This is a genomic window from Cytobacillus praedii, from assembly GCF_001439605.1.
Taxonomy (GTDB): domain Bacteria; phylum Bacillota; class Bacilli; order Bacillales; family Cytobacillaceae; genus Cytobacillus; species Cytobacillus praedii.
Map to the genome: position 1 here is coordinate 28389 of NZ_LMBX01000012.1, position 17066 is coordinate 45454.

Annotated in this window: 14 protein-coding genes; 1 reads left to right on the top strand and 13 read right to left on the bottom strand. The window is 38.7% G+C overall.

The window, feature by feature from the left end:
* Positions 1–562: 562 nt before the first annotated feature.
* From ASU02_RS13830 to ASU02_RS13840, 3 genes are read right to left on the bottom strand one after another with little or no spacing between them, the layout of a single operon-like run.
* Positions 563–1792 (bottom strand): amidohydrolase, encoded by a 1230-nt coding sequence (locus ASU02_RS13830; RefSeq protein WP_057764552.1) that lies wholly within the window; start codon positions 1790–1792, stop codon positions 563–565.
* 27 nt (positions 1793–1819) lie between these two features.
* Positions 1820–3043: an amidohydrolase gene (locus ASU02_RS13835; protein ID WP_057764554.1), complete on the bottom strand. Its 1224-nt coding sequence runs from the start codon at positions 3041–3043 to the stop codon at positions 1820–1822.
* A gap of 16 nt (positions 3044–3059) precedes the next feature.
* Complete coding sequence (locus ASU02_RS13840; RefSeq protein WP_057764752.1) at positions 3060–3659, bottom strand: ankyrin repeat domain-containing protein; 600 nt, start codon at positions 3657–3659, stop codon at positions 3060–3062.
* Positions 3660–3889: 230 nt separating this feature from the next.
* On the opposite strand from ASU02_RS13840, the gene ASU02_RS13845 reads away from it, so the two are divergent.
* Positions 3890–4783, top strand: coding sequence for a LysR family transcriptional regulator (locus ASU02_RS13845; protein ID WP_057764556.1), 894 nt, complete (start codon positions 3890–3892; stop codon positions 4781–4783).
* A gap of 40 nt (positions 4784–4823) precedes the next feature.
* Here ASU02_RS13845 and ASU02_RS27225 read toward each other — a convergent pair whose 3' ends face one another.
* From ASU02_RS27225 to ASU02_RS13890, 10 genes are all read right to left on the bottom strand, one after another.
* Positions 4824–4958: a hypothetical protein gene (locus ASU02_RS27225; RefSeq protein WP_269745981.1), complete on the bottom strand. Its 135-nt coding sequence runs from the start codon at positions 4956–4958 to the stop codon at positions 4824–4826.
* 119 nt (positions 4959–5077) lie between these two features.
* A complete protein-coding gene (locus ASU02_RS13850) occupies positions 5078–5557 on the bottom strand; it encodes a staygreen family protein (protein WP_057764558.1) in 480 nt (159 codons plus the stop codon).
* Positions 5558–5624: 67 nt separating this feature from the next.
* Positions 5625–6392 carry a hypothetical protein gene (locus ASU02_RS13855; RefSeq protein ID WP_057764560.1) on the bottom strand — a complete coding sequence of 256 codons (768 nt, stop codon included), beginning with the start codon at positions 6390–6392 and terminating at the stop codon, positions 5625–5627.
* Between the two features lie 126 nt (positions 6393–6518).
* On the bottom strand, positions 6519–7946 hold the full coding sequence (locus ASU02_RS13860; protein WP_057764563.1) for an alanine/glycine:cation symporter family protein: 1428 nt from the start codon (positions 7944–7946) through the stop codon (positions 6519–6521).
* A 167-nt stretch (positions 7947–8113) separates the two neighbouring features.
* Complete coding sequence (gene parC, locus ASU02_RS13865) at positions 8114–10561, bottom strand: DNA topoisomerase IV subunit A (RefSeq protein ID WP_057764565.1); 2448 nt, start codon at positions 10559–10561, stop codon at positions 8114–8116.
* A complete protein-coding gene (gene parE / locus ASU02_RS13870) occupies positions 10561–12537 on the bottom strand; it encodes a DNA topoisomerase IV subunit B (protein ID WP_057764567.1) in 1977 nt (658 codons plus the stop codon). Before parE ends, parC begins: the two co-directional genes overlap by 1 nt.
* 462 nt (positions 12538–12999) lie before the next feature.
* Positions 13000–13413, bottom strand: coding sequence for a CoA-binding protein (locus ASU02_RS13875; RefSeq protein WP_057764570.1), 414 nt, complete (start codon positions 13411–13413; stop codon positions 13000–13002).
* Positions 13414–13681: 268 nt separating this feature from the next.
* Positions 13682–15019, bottom strand: a complete 1338-nt coding sequence (locus ASU02_RS13880; RefSeq protein ID WP_057764572.1) for a 5'-deoxyadenosine deaminase — start codon at positions 15017–15019, stop codon at positions 13682–13684.
* Positions 15016–16185, bottom strand: coding sequence for a M20 family metallopeptidase (locus ASU02_RS13885; protein ID WP_057764574.1), 1170 nt, complete (start codon positions 16183–16185; stop codon positions 15016–15018). Before ASU02_RS13885 ends, ASU02_RS13880 begins: the two co-directional genes overlap by 4 nt.
* On the bottom strand, positions 16185–16799 hold the full coding sequence (locus ASU02_RS13890) for a DUF1989 domain-containing protein (RefSeq protein WP_057764576.1): 615 nt from the start codon (positions 16797–16799) through the stop codon (positions 16185–16187). Before ASU02_RS13890 ends, ASU02_RS13885 begins: the two co-directional genes overlap by 1 nt.
* Between the last annotated feature and the right edge of the window lie 267 nt (positions 16800–17066).

The following is a 17066-nucleotide window of genomic DNA, read 5'->3' on the forward strand; positions in this document are numbered from 1 at the left end:
GTTGGTTACCGTTCAGCTCTCTTTTCCCTGTTTACGGGTATCATTCATATCGTTTAGTTACCGCTGAGCGCTATTTTCCATGTTTGCGGGCAACATACACCTTAATAGGATCATTCCTTACTGGCTATTCATGGTTACCCTTATTAGAAATTTTTCATCACTCATATGAGTGGAAGCTAAGTAGTATAAAAACCTCCTCGAAAATACTATATTAATGATCACCACCTGGTTACTTCCTCCGTGCTCCCTCCACATTAATAGATTAAAATTACTAACATCTTGATTATATAAATAACAACTTAACTGGCTATAAACTGCATCTTAAAATTATTGAAAAAAAGTATAAAATAAATTTAATATTTACCTATTTAAATTCCCATGCATTCCAGAAATAAGATTGTCTTTATTAAAGAAGGATTATTATCATTACTAGAAGATAAAGTGTCCATATCCAGACCCAACTGCAAGCTCTAAAACAGAAAGACCCCATTAAATGGAGTCTTTCTGTTTTTAGAGCTATTTATAAATAATTTCGAGTTTATTCATTCACATACTGCTATTCTTATTTAGATTCAAGAGTACCTGAAACAATAGTTCCTTTAAACATGGTAGCAACTCGGTTAGATCTTCTAGCGACTGCTTCAGCAGAACACGATGCTTCAACGAAAACAAAACTCGCTTCATCTCCAGCTTTTGGCCAAACCTGATCTCCATTTTGATTAAGAGGTGTTTTTCCACCGGTAATAAAATAGAGTGTTTGTGCTAATGACCGTTCATCTGTCCATCCAGAAATTTCTGCTAAACGGCCTGCACGTTCTAGTATGTCGCCATTTCCAAATGGGGACCATACATCCAAAATATTATCACACCCAACTGCAACAGATACTCCTTTCCGACGTAATAAGCCTACTGGCGGAAATTTTCTCCCTAAAGGGACACTCGTAATAATAGTGATTCCTGCATCAGCCAATCGTTCTGCCATGTCTTCCGCTTGATATTGAGCTATATCGCCGAGTCCAAATGCATGACTAATTGATACCTTTCCTTGGTGGCCAGCATCCTTTGTAAGCTGAGCCAGCCTTTTCATCGTAAAGATGCCTAAATGGTCTGCATCATGTAAATGCAAATCTATTCCCACGTCACCTTCCAATGCTAGTGCGACCATTTCTTGAAGAGAGGCTTCAATATCCCCATCAACTGTAGCTGGATCTACTCCGCCCACAAAGCTGACTCCTTGGTGCAGGGCTTCTCTTACTAATTCTTTGGCATTTGATCGTAATAACCCATGTTGCGGGAATGCAACAATTTCATATGATAACTGACCATTAAAAGTTTGAAGTGCTTTTTGAACCTCTTCTAAATTCTTTAATCCCACTTCAGGATAGATATCAACATGTGTCCGTACATGAGTAACTCCGGCTTTTAAATAAACATCGAGTAATTTTTCTGCTCGTTCCTGTGTAGTTGTTCCCAATGCAGGAAGAGTATCCTTCTCGATTTGAAGGCGTTCAAAAATACTTTTAACTGGTGTAACCGAACGCCATCTATCTCCTAGTATAGTTTTATCTAAATGACAATGTTTTTCGATAAACGATGGAAGAACCAACAAGTGGTTTGCATCTTTTTTCGGTAAATTGTCTGTAATAGCCTCGTGAGCTGCAATAATCTTCTCAATTTTCCCATCCGTAATTAAAAGATGGCAGGATTCTGTATCTGTTCCTGTTATCACGTCATTTTCTAAACGGTATCCGCTCTCTAATTGTGCATTTATTAACCAAAAAGATGATTTCATCTCCCATCAATCCTTTCTTTCCATTAATTATAATGAGCCAGAAACTACATTCCCTTTAAAGAATACTGCTACTCTCCTAGCTCTTCTTGCAACTGCTTCAGCTGAACAACTCGCGTCAACGATAACAAAATCAGCATCATCTCCTACTTTCGGCCAAACTTGCTCTCCTTCGTTATTTAAAGGAACTATGCCTCCAGTAATAAACCTTAATGTTTGTCCTAACGAACGTTCATCACTCAAGCCAAAACGTTCTGCTAACGTACCTGCTTTTTCTAAACTGTCTCCTTTTCCAAATGGGGACCAGTGATCGGTTATACTATCATCACCTAATGAAATCTCTACTCCTTTTTCCTGTAAGAGAGGAATTGGAATCGTTCTTCTAATAGGAACAGAGGATGTAATTGAAATCCCATTATTAGCCAGCAGTTCTGCAACTTCGTCTGCTTCTTGATGAGAGACATCAGCTAAGGCTAACGCATGGCTGATCGTTACCCTTCCTTGCCAACCCGCTTCCTCAGTTAAGGATGCCAATCTCTTAAACGTAAATATTCCCAGATGGCCTGGATCATGAATATGGAGATCAATGTTGGCATTTGCCTCAACTGCAAGTTCCATCACCGTTTGTAATGATTTCTCAATATTTTCATCTATGGATGCTGGGTCAACACCACCTACTAGGGAGGCGCCATTTTGCAATGCCTCTCGAATAAGTGAAACAGATTGACTTCGTAATAAGCCATGTTGCGGGAAAGCAACAATTTCGATGGAAGCTTTATTTTTGTAAGACTCTTTTGCCCGTAAAGTAGCTTCAAGATTTTTTAACCCGATATAAGGATCAATATTACAATGCGTACGGATATGGGTAGAGCCCGCACGCAAGAGTAAATCTATTAATTTTTTTGCCCTTTCCTCAGCGACAGGCAATAACCGCGGAAGCAGCTCCTCCTCTTCTTCTAACCTTGTCAGTAACCCCTTAGTTGGAACAGTTGGTGCTTTCCAAGGTCCGCCATAATATGTTTTGTCAATATGAATGTGCATATCTCTAAAGGATGGAAGCATTAAATAATGATTTGCATCCCATTTAGGTAATTGGGGTTCTAACTGCTTGTCAGCTGAAACAATTTCAAGTACTTTTCCATCTTGAATTCTCACATGGAAAATTTCTGTTTTTGTTCCTGTGATGGCACCATTTTCATAGTAGTAACCAACTTCTAATCTGAGATTTGTTAGCCAATATTCATTTTTTGTCACTTTCGGTTGCCCTCCTTTAATAGTTACTTCTATGGTTAAGCAGGATTTCTTCTATTTCTCGGAATCCGCGATTTTGAGCATGCTTTAGCGGTGTAATCCCATCTTTGTCCGCTATAGAAACATCCGCTCCATGGTCAACTAACAATTGAACAATTTTTTGATGTTTCTTTCCCCCGTCTCCTAAAATAATCGCTTCTAATAAGGCTGTCCAATGCAAATCATTGATATGATTTACATCTATATCTGAATTAGTGAGAAGTTCTTTCACAACCTCAACATGTCCTCGTTCAGATGCTGGAATTAGGGCAGTACCTCCAAATCGATTAGTAAGTGAAGGATCAGCTCCTGCCTCGTTTGCTAATTTGACAATTTCGTTTATCCCTTCAGCACCAGCGTACAAAAGTACGTTATTCAGATTTTTATCACGAATATTAATGTCTGCTCCTTTTTCGATCAGGTTTCTAACCATTTCTACCTGATTGTTATAGGTAGCTGCCATTACGGCTGTTCTTCCTCTGTTGTCTGTCACATTGATGTCTGCTCCATTTTCAAGTAACTGCAGTACTTTCTCAATGTCTCCTTTCTCGGCTGATTCAATTAATTGTCCTTGATCCATCAACTTTTCCCCCTGTTCTGTTTGTGTTCCATTAGAAGGACTTTGTAAGGAATCCTCATTTGACTGACATGCAGTGAGCAGAAAAACATATAAAACCAAGAAAATCCGAACTTTCATCATTTCTTTTTCCTCCGATACTAATATGCTATCATTGGATTAACTATATGAAAAATATAAAGAAAATAAGTCTTACTAATTTTTTTCATATAGTTAAAAGGAGGCTCTTGAAAATGGACATTAGACAGTTGAGATACTTTATCGCCATTGTTGAGGAAGGGAAAATTTCTGCTGCTGCAGAAAGACTTCATATGTCACAACCCCCATTGAGCCAGCAATTGAAAACAATGGAAGTGGAACTTGGGACAAAATTAGTAGAAAGAAGTGGAAAGTATTTTAAAGTTACGAACGCAGGCAAAATCTTATATAAATATGCATTACAAATGACTCAATTGATGGAAGAAGCAAAAATTGAGGTAAAAGAAGTTGGTGCCGGAGTAAGCGGGCCGCTAACAATAGGTGTGAATACATTTTCTGTAGATAGGTTATCTGAGATTCTACAAGAAATTCAAAAACAATATCCTAAAGTTACATATAAAATTCTCCAAAATGAATCCTTTTATCTCTGTCAACTAGTTAGAAATAGAACAATAGAACTCGCATTCATTCGTTTGCCGCTAAATGTGGATGATTTTTCAGTACATCACCTATATACCGAGCCGTTTTATTTTGTGACATCCAACAAACATCAAATACTCGATGAAGAAGTCACACTTGAAAAAATTTATGAATATCCGCTTATTTTGCCGAGTACAGAGGGGTTAGGTGTACATTATTTAATTTCCGAGGCATTTTCACGACTTTCCTTACAACCTCATATCATTGGTGAATGTTCAGATATTACACTTTTGCTCGATCTAATTTCAGCCGATTTTGGCACATCTATTGTTCCAGAAACTGTTCTTAAGCAGCATGAAGGATATCCTATAAATTCTTATAAAATTACAAGTACAAAGCTATCTTCCCCAGTGGGATTAATATGGTTAAAAAACCATTCGTTATCTAAGGCCGCACAAAACTTTGTAGATTTATTCAAAGAAAAAGGATCTGCCGGCACATATGCATGAGCATATAAAAAAACAGGCACATGCTGTGCCTGCTTCCTTTTTATTCACTATTTTGTGTATTATTAAAGAAGATTTGTGCAGTGTCTTTTTTTAAGTTCAATTCTTTTTTTATCTTTCCCATTTTTCCATCAGACTCATAGCTAAGTTGAAAGGACTTTTCATTTTTCTTTTCCACTATCAAATCACTCCTCTTCTACTATCTTGTTTCCATTTACCAAGCTTATACCTAGTTTCTTTAAAATCTTCGAGGAACAAAAAAACACAGGTAGTATTCCTGTGCCAGGTAAAGGACCGTTATGTTCCCAAAAGCTGCATGGCTTCATTTAAATATTGCCGAGGAGTTTCATAATAGATAATCTTATTAAAATCTTTATAATTTGATTGGAAATGAATATATATCGGTGAATCTAAAAGCCAAGGATAGTTAGAGAAAAATGGTCGATCCCCAAATATCATGGCCGCTAAAGCACTTTTTACTTCCCGTTGAAAGATTAAAAAGCGAACATTTGCATACTTTTCATCAAATGATTCATCACTTATAAAGATTTTTCCACTGAGAACGTATTGGCCCATTTGTGGCGTCCATTCTGCTAGTACCTCATCACGAAATTCTACTTGTATGGCATTAAAGTCATATTGATACCCAATGGATAAATATGATTCTCCGGTTGTCTTCGATTGTGTCCAAGTATATTTTCGACGATCAACTGGTCGAAATTCAGTTGCTGGCGGTAAATATAGGACAGTTATTTTCGTCGGATCCCAATTGTTCATACTTTATGTGACCCCCTTTACACAACACCATTTTCAACAGTTTATGAGAAATGAATGAAAAACGTGATTAATGCCTATTTTTCTTTCTTTTTCCTTCCATAATTTTCGTGTCCTTTAGGATCCATTTCCCATTTTCATACATCCATGTAGATACAACATTTGCAATCCAATCTGCATGGTAAGCACCGCTTATAGCTTGAACGCCCGTTAATCCATAATTTTCCCCATTAAAAATAACAGGTTTTAAACTAGAGTAACCATCCACCATCAGCTCTGTCGGTTCACTAAGCTTCCCATTTATAAAAAGGCCGCTTTTTTCATAATCCATTCCTCTATTCCTTAAATCAAAGGTAACTGATTTTCCTGTCTCCTGGATCGTGATTGAAGCTTTATAGCCATTATGAAATTGCCCGTTAATTACGAGTGGATCAGGAACTGTTATATCTGTAATCTTAAAGTCCTTTAAGGTATACAAATAATGATTTGAAATTCCCCCGCTTCCACCTGTTTCAATACTCACATACATATCCTTCACTTTATCATGGTTTAAATCAACAAATTGAACATGCGGATTATAACCGCCATCCAACTCCATTTTGTATTCTTGTCCATTGGAGGCAGAAATGTGCAGTTGGATTTCTTTAAGAAATTGCTGCCCTTCCTCATATGGAATCCCTCTTATTTCAATTAAGTCATCTTTTCCATCCCCTGTCACATCCATGCTATTCTTAGACATCGTTTTCCATTTACTGTTATTCTCACCTGCATAAACCCCGGTAATCGAAAGAGTCATAAAGAATAAAGCTGCAAGTGCAAAAATCATTTCTTTTTTCATTGAAAATACCTCCCTTGCTTTCATACGTTAGTATGTCCAATTTTGGAAAAATAATGTAGGAATAAAAGGGGATTAAATAGAAAAAAGCCTCCTGCTTCGTAAATACAGGAGGCTTTTCATTTGATATTACCCTTGATTTTTCAACGCTTCTTCCTTTGTTTCCCAGCATTCTATTCCATCTATACCAGGAATAGAATCGGCATAGAAAACAGGATCTTTGCCTTCTTTGCGCTGAGCCTTATAGTCTTTTAAGGCAGCAAAGGCTACTTTTCCGAGCATGACAATAGCGACTAGATTGATTAATGCCATAATCCCCATAAATAAATCAGCAAGATTCCACACAATCGCTAAATCAACAACAGCACCGAAGATCACCATTCCAATAACAGCTAAACGATAAACGAATAGTGCAGCAGGGCTGTTTTTAATAAATTCAATATTTGTTTCCCCATAATAATAGTTGCCTATCACTGATGTAAATGCGAATAAGAAGATAGCAACAGCAACAAAAATCGGTGCCCATGAACCTATATGAGAACTTAATGCAGCTTGTGTTAATTGAATCCCTGTTAAATCTGATGTTGAAAAGTCGCCATATAGAAGAATAATAAATGCGGTTGCAGAACAAATAAGAATTGTATCAACAAACACGCCTAACGTTTGAATCAGTCCTTGTTTGACTGGGTGGCTAACAGCAGCAGTTGCAGCCGCATTCGGTGCACTCCCCATACCTGCCTCATTAGAGAACAGGCCGCGTTTAACACCCATCATAATCGCAGCACCAATCGTACCGCCTAGTACTTCATCCAGTCCAAATGCGCCTTTAACAATCATAACAATAAGATCTGGAATTTCAGTGATATTCATGATAACCACTGCGATAGCAACGAATAAATAAATAACAGCCATAATTGGTACAACTACTTGTGAAACATTAGCAATACGTTTAACTCCGCCAAAAATGATAATTGCCGTTAATACTGCAAGAATGATTCCCATCGTTAAACGGTTAGTTCCAAATGCTTCATTAAAAGCAAGAGAAATTGTATTCGATTGGACAGAGTTGAATACAAGACCAAAACAGAACGTAATGATAATGGCAAAAACAATTCCCATCCAGCGTTTGTTTAGCCCTTTTTCCATATAATAAGCAGGGCCGCCTCGGAAACCATCCTTATCTTTTACTTTGTAAATTTGAGCAAGCGTACTCTCAACAAAGCTCGATGCAGCTCCTAAAAAGGCAATCAGCCACATCCAAAATACAGCACCAGGACCGCCTGTAGCAATTGCTGTTGCCACCCCTGCAATATTTCCTGTGCCTACCCTTGAAGCCGCACTTATACAGAAGGCCTGGAAAGAGGATATTCCTCTTTTTCCATCTGCGGAGACCATCGACTTGTCACCCAATATACGAAACATTTCACCAAAATAGCGCAATTGAACAAATTTACTTCTAAAACTGAAGTAAAGACCTAAAATAATTAAAGCTGCAATCAAAATATAGGTCCAAATGATGTCATTCAAATATCCAATGACTGATTCTAAAAATTCCATGCTTTTCCTCCCTTGTGTCGATTCTAGATAGATATCTTACTATTTCAAAATAATATTACTTTTTCTAATCTATCAAAATTATAAATAATAGACAAGTTGATTTTTTTACCTGTACGTTTTTTAAGTGAGAAATAAGAAAATCCCCCACCAAAAGCAGGGGATTTCATTTATTCACCAGTTATATTCTCTTTTTCTGAAACAGCTACTTTCCAAACATCTGCCACTTGACCATATTCTGATTCATCAATTATGAATGAACCATTTGAATACCGATCATTAAATCTAATGTTAGCTGCTTTTGCTGATTCGATATGACCCTTATCCGATTCGATAAAAATATGATCATTATCCGCTACAATCACTGAGCCAATCACACGATGCGGATTTGATTTCAATTCTCTCAGCATGACAACACCGCGCTTCGCTCTGGAAGTTCGTTCAAATTCAGTTAATTTCATTCTTTTGATTGAACCGCGCTGGGTAACAATAACAACTGTTTGTGCCTTAGATGGATCAATTAATTGCCCGCCAGTAACAAAGTCACCATCTTTTAAATTGATGCCTTTCACTCCGGCTGCTCTTGTACCAACAATGTTTACCTCTTCTTCATGGAACCAGAGGGCATAGCCATTATATGTTGAAATAAAGAGTTCTTTTGTCCCGTCAGTTTCATAAACATCAATGACCTCGTCATCACCTTTTACATTGATTGCAACTAATGGTTTTGAGTAGCGCTGTGCCTTATACTCCTTCAATTCTGTTTTCTTAACCATTCCATTTTTTGTTGTAAAAAGTAAAAATGAAGAGGTGTCAAAGCTTTTAATCGGCAGTGCCTTAATAATTGTTTCATCACTGTCGATTGGAATAATATTAGCAATATGCTGGCCAAGATCCTTCCAGCGAATATCTGGCAGAGTATGAACAGGGCAATATAAATAATTCCCCTTGTTAGTGAATACAAGCAGTACATCTGTTGTATTCATCTCCAGCTGTGCAAGCAAACGATCCGAATCCTTCATTCCGAAATCCTGCCCGTTGGATGCAGCAAATGAACGCTGGCTCGTCCTTTTCACGTACCCTTCCTTCGTAACAGTTACAATAACATCCTCGCTCGCGATTAGAACTTCGAGATTTATTTTGATTTCTTCAATTTCTGCTTCAATTTTTGTTCGGCGATCATCTGCAAAACGCTTTTTCACATCTTTTAGCTCTTTTTGGATAACAGCATGGAGCTTCTTTTCACTTTGTAAAATAGCCGTAAGCTCAGCAATTTTCTTAGCTAGCTCCTCTGCCTCTGCACGCAAAGCTGTAATATCAGTATTCGTAAGACGGTAAAGCTGTAATGAAACGATTGCTTCAGCTTGTGGTTCTGTGAACGAAAATTTAGCAATCAAGTTATCTTTCGCATCCCGCTTATCCTTCGATGCACGAATGGCTGCAATTACTTCATCCAAGATAGAGAGGGCTTTCATTAAACCCTCAACAATATGCTGTCGTGCCTGTGCCTTTTCTAAATCAAATTCTGATCTTCTTGTGATCACTTCTTTTCGATGACCAATATAGGCATCTAATAATTCTCTGAGGCCCATCAGCTTAGGATGACGGTTATGAATTGCAACCATATTAAAATTATAAGTTATTTGCAGATCACTATTTTTATAAAGGTAATGAAGGACCCCTTCCGGATCTGCATCCTTTTTTAATTCAATCACAATCCGCAAACCTGTTCGGTCTGTTTCATCACGGACCTCTGCGATTCCCTCAATTTTGCGGTCTAAGCGAAACTCGTCAATTTTCTTAACGAGGTTTGCTTTATTAACCTCATATGGAATTTCCGTTATCACAATCTGCTTCTTGCCGCCTCGAATATCTTCAAACTCAGCCTTTCCGCGGACTATTACTTTTCCTTTTCCTGTTTCATAGGCTTTCTTAATCCCTTCAACCCCTTGGATTATCCCGCCTGTAGGAAAATCTGGACCCTTTACATGCTCCATAAGTTCATCAACAGTACAATTAGGATGGTCCATACGGTGAATCACACCATCGATAACTTCATTCAAATGATGCGGGGGAATTTCTGTGGCATAACCAGCTGAAATCCCTGTTGAACCGTTTACGAGAAGATTCGGATACATGGCTGGTAGTACGGTTGGTTCTTCAGATGTATCATCGAAGTTTGGGATAAAGTCAACTGTTCTTTTTTCGATATCCTTCAGCAATTCTGATGATATTGCTGATAATCTCGCTTCCGTATAACGCATCGCTGCAGGCGGATCCCCGTCAATACTCCCGTTATTCCCATGCATTTGTACGAGCAGATTACGAACCTTCCAATCCTGGCTCATCCGAACCATTGCTTCATACACAGATGAATCTCCATGCGGGTGATAATTACCGATAACGTTACCGACTGTTTTCGCCGATTTCCTAAATCCTTTCTCATGCGTATTTCCTTCTACATGCATGGCATATAGAATTCTGCGCTGAACAGGCTTTAATCCATCACGCGCATCAGGTAAGGCACGTTCCTGTATAATATATTTACTATATCTGCCAAATCGATCACCAAGAACGTCTTCAAGAGGGAGGTCACGAAATTTTTCCGATGCACTCATTATTCATTTCCCTCCTCTAAAACAGAAATATTCTCATTTTCAAGAATACTAGCATCTTCTTCTAGTCCAAATGCTACATTCGATTCTATCCATTTACGGCGCGGCTCAACCTTGTCTCCCATAAGCGTTGTCACACGTCGCTCTGCTCTTGCAGCATCATCAATTCTCACTCGGATCAATGTTCTTGTTTCTGGATCCATTGTCGTGTCCCATAGCTGGTCTGCATTCATTTCCCCAAGTCCTTTGTATCGCTGAAGAATATAACCTTTTCCCACTTTTTTTATCGTATCCTGAAGGTCATCATCACTCCATGCATATTCAATGATTTCCTTTTTTCCAGTTCCTTTGCTGACTTTGTATAAAGGAGGCAAGGCAATGAAAACTTTTCCGGCATCAATTAAAGGTTTCATATAACGGTAGAAGAAGGTCAGAAGCAGCACCTGTATATGCGCTCCATCTGTATCTGCATCTGTCATAATAATTACCTTATCGTAATTGATATCCTCAACGTTAAAATCCGCTCCGACACCCCCGCCGACAGCGTGAATGATTGTATTAATCTCTTCATTTTTAAATATATCTGCAAGCTTTGCCTTTTCAGTGTTAATAACTTTTCCTCTAAGTGGCAATACAGCCTGAAAGCGTCGATCTCTTCCTTGTTTGGCAGAACCTCCAGCTGAGTCTCCCTCAACTAAATATAATTCATTTTTCTCTGGATTACGTGATTGTGCAGGCGTTAATTTACCAGATAGGACCGCTTCTGATCGTTTCCTTTTCTTTCCGCTTCTAGCATCCTCACGAGCTTTTCGAGCTGCTTCTCTCGCTTGATAGGCTTTGATTGCTTTTTTAATTAACAGTGAACTGATGTTTGGATTCTCTTCAAGGAAATAGGTAAGATGCTCAGATACAACAGAATCTACTGCTGAACGTGCTTCACTCGTCCCAAGCTTCCCCTTTGTTTGCCCTTCAAATTGAAGCTGATCCTCAGGAACGCGGACAGAAATGATTGCTGTGAACCCTTCACGAATATCTGAACCATCAAGATTCTTTTCTTTTTCCTTTAAGAGATTTACTTTTCTTGCATATTCATTAAATATCCGAGTCATAGCTGTTTTTGATCCAGCTTCATGTGTACCGCCATCTTTTGTACGGACATTATTTACAAACGATAGAACATTTTCTGAATAGCCGTCATTAAATTGAAAGGCAAACTCCACTTCAATTTCATTATGCTGTCCTTCAAAGCTGACAACTGGATGAAGGACGTCTTTTTCTTCATTTAAATATTCAACAAATGCTTCAATGCCATTTTCATAATGGAAGATTTCTTGGACACCATTGCGATCATCAATGATTTCAATTTTCATCCCTTTTAACAAAAATGCAGATTCTCGCAAGCGCTCACATAGCGTTTCATAATTATAAGTAGTTGTTGAAAAAATGGATGGATCAGGTTTGAAATGTATGGTTGTTCCTGATTGATTTGTTTTGCCTACCTTTTCAAGGGTAGTCACCGGTTTGCCGCCATCTTCAAAGCGCTGTTCATACACGATTCCGTCACGCTTAATCTTAACAACAAGCCATTCGGATAATGCATTCACAACTGAAGCACCCACACCATGTAAGCCACCACTCGTTTTATAGCCGCCTTGACCAAACTTTCCGCCGGCATGAAGGACGGTTAAAATCACCTCTGGAGTCGGTTTGCCCATACGGTGCATACCAGTCGGCATTCCACGGCCTTTATCTATTACGCTTATTGAATTATCTTTATGTATTTTGACAATAATATGGTCTCCAAATCCTGCCAGCGCTTCATCCACCGCATTGTCGACAATTTCATAAACAAGATGGTGAAGACCTCTTGCATCTGTGCTTCCAATGTACATCCCAGGGCGTTTTCTTACAGCTTCAAGCCCTTCGAGTACTTGTATGGCATCATCATTATAATCAAAAGTTTCTTGATTCCTTGCCACAAACATACCCCTTTCATTTACCAAGAACGCAGGTTAACAACTTGCTTGTATATAGAAAACCTTTTGCGATTAGATAAACTTGGCATCCACCAAGCCTTTCGGCGAATGCCCTAGTTTTTCTTATGCGTTCAGAATTTATGGATATAAATTCTGATTAGCTTAACAAAATTTTATTCTATGTATACAGTTAAACACTCGTTTATGTATTCGTTTAAAATAATAAATATCCTTTATTTATATGGAAAAACAGATAGTAAGAACGAATGTTCTATCTTTTTATTTTACCATAATTTTTATCGTTGCCTATTGTTTATTGTATCTATTTATTCAGTTTTGGCAAATGACGTCTTTGTTAATTCTTTCATCCATCCATGCTTTTTGTGCATATAAACCCCTTTGTTTCAACGTTTTTGAAAAATAATTAAAAAACATGAGACCTTATTCGATCTCATGCACTTTCGCTTATTTTGTTAAGGCGTGTTCTACTTTAATGCACCGATCCATTACAACTGTATAACCCTTTTCCTTAAGAAAATGATAGGCATCCTCATTGATACACCCTAACTGTGCCCAAAACACTTCGGCATCAATTTCTGCAAATTCCTCAGCGACCTGTGGCAGATGCTCTGAACGGCGAAACACATTGACGATATCAATATGCCCCTCAATATCTTTTAAAGATTTTACCGCTTTTACACCCATAACTTCATCCACAGTTGGATTAACTGGAATAATCTCATAGCCAGCATCCTGCATCGCTTTTGAAACCATATAAGATGTTCTTTCAGGATTGCCGCTTAAACCAACAACAGCAATTCTTTTTGCTTTTTTTAAGATGACACCGAGCTCATCCCGGCTTGGAATTTCAATCGCCAATTTATGTACCTCCTAATTTAAAAGCGTAAGCGCCTTCGGAACAATCAAAGTGCATATTGTTCCTGCATGGTTACTCAGAGGAGCTTCCTTGTGCTCAGCCACAACATGCATAGGACAAGCCTCATGAAAAAGGTGTTCCCTTCTTTTTCAGGGATTGGCTGTAGACCCTCGAGGGGCTAGGCGCTGACACCAGATATTTTTCGTCATCTTTATTCTACATAAAAGTTGGCTCATTTTCTAATCATTGACAAAATATTTTTCAATTGTATTAATATGCTACATTCTCAAGCTTTTTCATTAGCCTTTTAATCGCAAAATTAGATTCTTTTAATATAATTGCTTTATCAATCGTTTTCAGTTGTCGATTTTCCATTAATAATTTCCCATTTACAATCGTTGATTCCACATCTGCCCTGGTAGCAGAATAGACAATCCTTGAAATTGGATCAATATCGTATGAAGGATACACGTGAAAATCGTTTAAGTTTAATATAGCTAAATCTGCTTTTTTGCCCGGCTCAATGCTGCCAATTTCCTTTTCCATTCCTACTGCCCTTGCTCCTCCAATTGTTGCCATGCGGAAGACTGTTCTTGCGTTCATCGCTGTTGGTCCGTGACCTGGCTTTTGAATAATAGCTGCTAGTCTCATCTCATTAAACATATCCAGATTATTATTGCACGGAGCGCCGTCAGCACCTAAACTTACATGTGCCTGATGGTCAAGAAGTGAAGGCACTTCAGCTACACCTGAAGCCAGCTTTAGATTGGAGCCTGGACAGTGGCTCACCTTCACCCCACGCTCTGCAATTATTCTTTTTTCTTCTTCATCAAGCCAAACGCAATGAGCAAGAATTAGGCGTTCATTGGCTAGACCAATATGATCTAAATAGACAACGTTTCGCATGCCGTGTTCTTTTTCAACAAGCAGGATTTCATTCGCATTTTCAGAGGCATGTGTATGAACGCAAACCTTGTACGTTGCTGAAAGATCCCTTACGTTTGTTAGTAATTCTTTCGTGCACGAAACAACAAATCTTGGGCAAAATGCATATTGGATTCGACCGTCATCATACCTATGCCATTTTTCAAGTAAATCAACACTTTCTTGGAGAGATTCCTTTGTGTTTTCACGTAAGCGGACAGGAACCTCTTTTCCCTTATCCATCATGACTTTACCAGCTAGTGCACGGATACCGCTCTCCGCTATTGCCTGAAAGGCAAAATCCGTATAGTGAACGGTTTCCATATCTACTACTGTTGTCGTTCCGCTTTGTATAAGCTCTCCGATTCCAAGCATAGCCGAATAATAAATGGATTCCTCATCGTGTGATGCTTCAAGAGGCCAAATTCTCTGCTTTAACCAGTCCATCAGTTCCAGATCATCTGCCTGCCCCCGAAATAACGTCTGACAAAGGTGAATATGTGTCTGAATGAAGCCTGGAATTACTGTTCGGCCAGTCGCATCGATTACTTTATCTGCTGCATGTGATAGATTTTGGCCAATCTCTCTAATTCGATCATCCACAATGTAAATATCACCAGTAATGATTTCTTCATTTGTGTTCATCGTAATGATTTCGGCATTTTTAATTAGGATGCTCCTCATTTCATTCCTCCTTGCAGCGGACTCTTTTGCCAATCCATTTTAGAGTCAAACGTAAGCGCAAGTTTTTTATAAAATTCAATTGAGCGTATAAATGCATCGATGCTTACTGATTCGTTTGGCTGGTGAGCCAGTTTTTCATCTCCAGGACCATAAATTAAAGTTGGGATTTCGCTTCTCGGATTGAGGACCGCACCGTCTGTATAATAAGAAACACCGAAGCATTGATCAGCTGCTTCACCTTTGATAGCTAAGGCACACTGAATAAGAGAGGTTGATGATGATGTAATTATGGACGGCCGATCTAATATTTTTGTTACTTTATATTCATGAAGCTGATGGTTCTCGATAAGTTTATCTAATTTATTGTTTAGTTCATTAATCAATTTCTCATGATCTTGAGGGGGGACGGTTCGAATGTCCACTCGAATGGTACAACGGTCAGGAATAACATTTGTCTGGATACCGCCTTCAATCATCGTCACAGCTAAACTGCTGCTGCCAAGGGGCTCATTTGCAATTTTCCAGTTTAATTTCAGTGCCGATAACTCATTGATCACATGCACCATATGATCGACTGCATTAATTCCATGATCCGGCATTGATCCGTGAGCGGTTTTCCCGAAAGCAGTAATTTCTAACCAAAGCGCCCCTTTATGACCAACAACAATTTTCTCATTTGTCGGCTCACCAATTACAAGTGCATCAATCGTACGATCCTCGTTTTCATCGAGGAATGCTCTAGCCCCACAGCTGTCTACTTCTTCACCAGCTGTAGCAAGGAATGTAATAGTTGGTAAAGGAGTGATTTTTTCTAAAAATATCGATTCAACGGCTAAAAACATCGCCGCTAAACCGCTCTTCATATCGGATGCGCCTCTGCCGTAAATCTTGTTGCTAATAATCTCACCAGAAAAAGGAGCGTAATCCCATTCTGCTTCTCCTGGTGATACCGTATCCATATGTCCGCAAAAAAAGAGATGCTTTCCTTCCGAGCCTTTCAGGGTAACCTCAAAATTACTGCGGTTATTTCCAAGATTCGTTACTTTATAAGGCAAATCATTCATCTTGCATCTTTCAACAAAAGCCTTTGTTACTTCATGTTCATTCCCTGGAGGATTTGAACTACTGATACGGAGCAAGCTCTGGAGAAACTGGACATTATCCATCATCTCGCCTCCACAATTTGCATTTTTAACGATGTGACTTTCCATCCATTAACAGGCGCAAGATCCTGTGAACATGTTGTGCATGCAATTACAGTATCATCTAACGCTTTCAGCCGCACAAAATCACCAGGCTTCGAAAGCGGTTCAGCAATAAAGTAATCGCCTAAATCATCTACAACATTATTCATAAATAGATTAATGGGATCTGGTATTACTGGGGGATCGATGTTGTATTTTTTCAACGCCATTTGCAGGTTATCATGACAGTTAGGATGATCCTCCAGATCAAAATCCACCTTATAGCGGTAGTAATCGCAAGCCGGAAAGAAGAAGTCATGCTTTCCTACCGTATCTTCAACAAGCTGCATAAGCGGGCGCCGTTTGTTGCTATATAGAAAATCACCCGTTTTTAACCGGATGCTGCTCAAGGAAGCCCTCATATGGACGGGAGAGACATATTCCGTTGGATCCGCATGATTAAAGCAAACAAAATCACCTACTTGTTTGCCGTCCATATCAATAATAATGAGCTCTTCTCCCTTTCTAAGAAATGCACTTCTTCCTTCGTACGGCGGAATGATAATTTCCTCACGAATCCGTTCTTGATTGAACATTTTATCACCTGCAATGTTTTTATTTTACGTGAACGATAAATATGGAGGGCAAATCATTATTTTTGCTAATGACAATTTTTTTTTGCAATCTAAAAGGCTTTTTGAGGCAATCGGACTTTATTTTGGACACTATCAGCTTTTTTGCGGCATTCCGATGTCATTTGCATTAACAAGCTTTTTCTTGCGTCCTACTAAGCTTTATTTATGACCTTTTTAATTGCAAAAACCAGAACTATTTTTCAAATTTCAGCATTTACTTGCACGTGC

Coding starts and splice junctions, on each gene's coding strand:
- ASU02_RS13855 (WP_057764560.1), bottom strand. CDS start 6,392: ATGAAAAAAGAAATGATTTTTGCACTTGCAGCTTTATTCTTTATGACT.
- ASU02_RS13880 (WP_057764572.1), bottom strand. CDS start 15,019: ATGAGGAGCATCCTAATTAAAAATGCCGAAATCATTACGATGAACACA.
- ASU02_RS13860 (WP_057764563.1), bottom strand. CDS start 7,946: ATGGAATTTTTAGAATCAGTCATTGGATATTTGAATGACATCATTTGG.
- parC (WP_057764565.1), bottom strand. CDS start 10,561: ATGAGTGCATCGGAAAAATTTCGTGACCTCCCTCTTGAAGACGTTCTT.
- ASU02_RS13845 (WP_057764556.1), top strand. CDS start 3,890: ATGGACATTAGACAGTTGAGATACTTTATCGCCATTGTTGAGGAAGGG.
- ASU02_RS13830 (WP_057764552.1), bottom strand. CDS start 1,792: ATGAAATCATCTTTTTGGTTAATAAATGCACAATTAGAGAGCGGATAC.
- ASU02_RS13840 (WP_057764752.1), bottom strand. CDS start 3,659: ATGGATCAAGGACAATTAATTGAATCAGCCGAGAAAGGAGACATTGAG.
- ASU02_RS13850 (WP_057764558.1), bottom strand. CDS start 5,557: ATGAACAATTGGGATCCGACGAAAATAACTGTCCTATATTTACCGCCA.
- ASU02_RS13890 (WP_057764576.1), bottom strand. CDS start 16,799: ATGTTCAATCAAGAACGGATTCGTGAGGAAATTATCATTCCGCCGTAC.
- ASU02_RS13885 (WP_057764574.1), bottom strand. CDS start 16,185: ATGGATAATGTCCAGTTTCTCCAGAGCTTGCTCCGTATCAGTAGTTCA.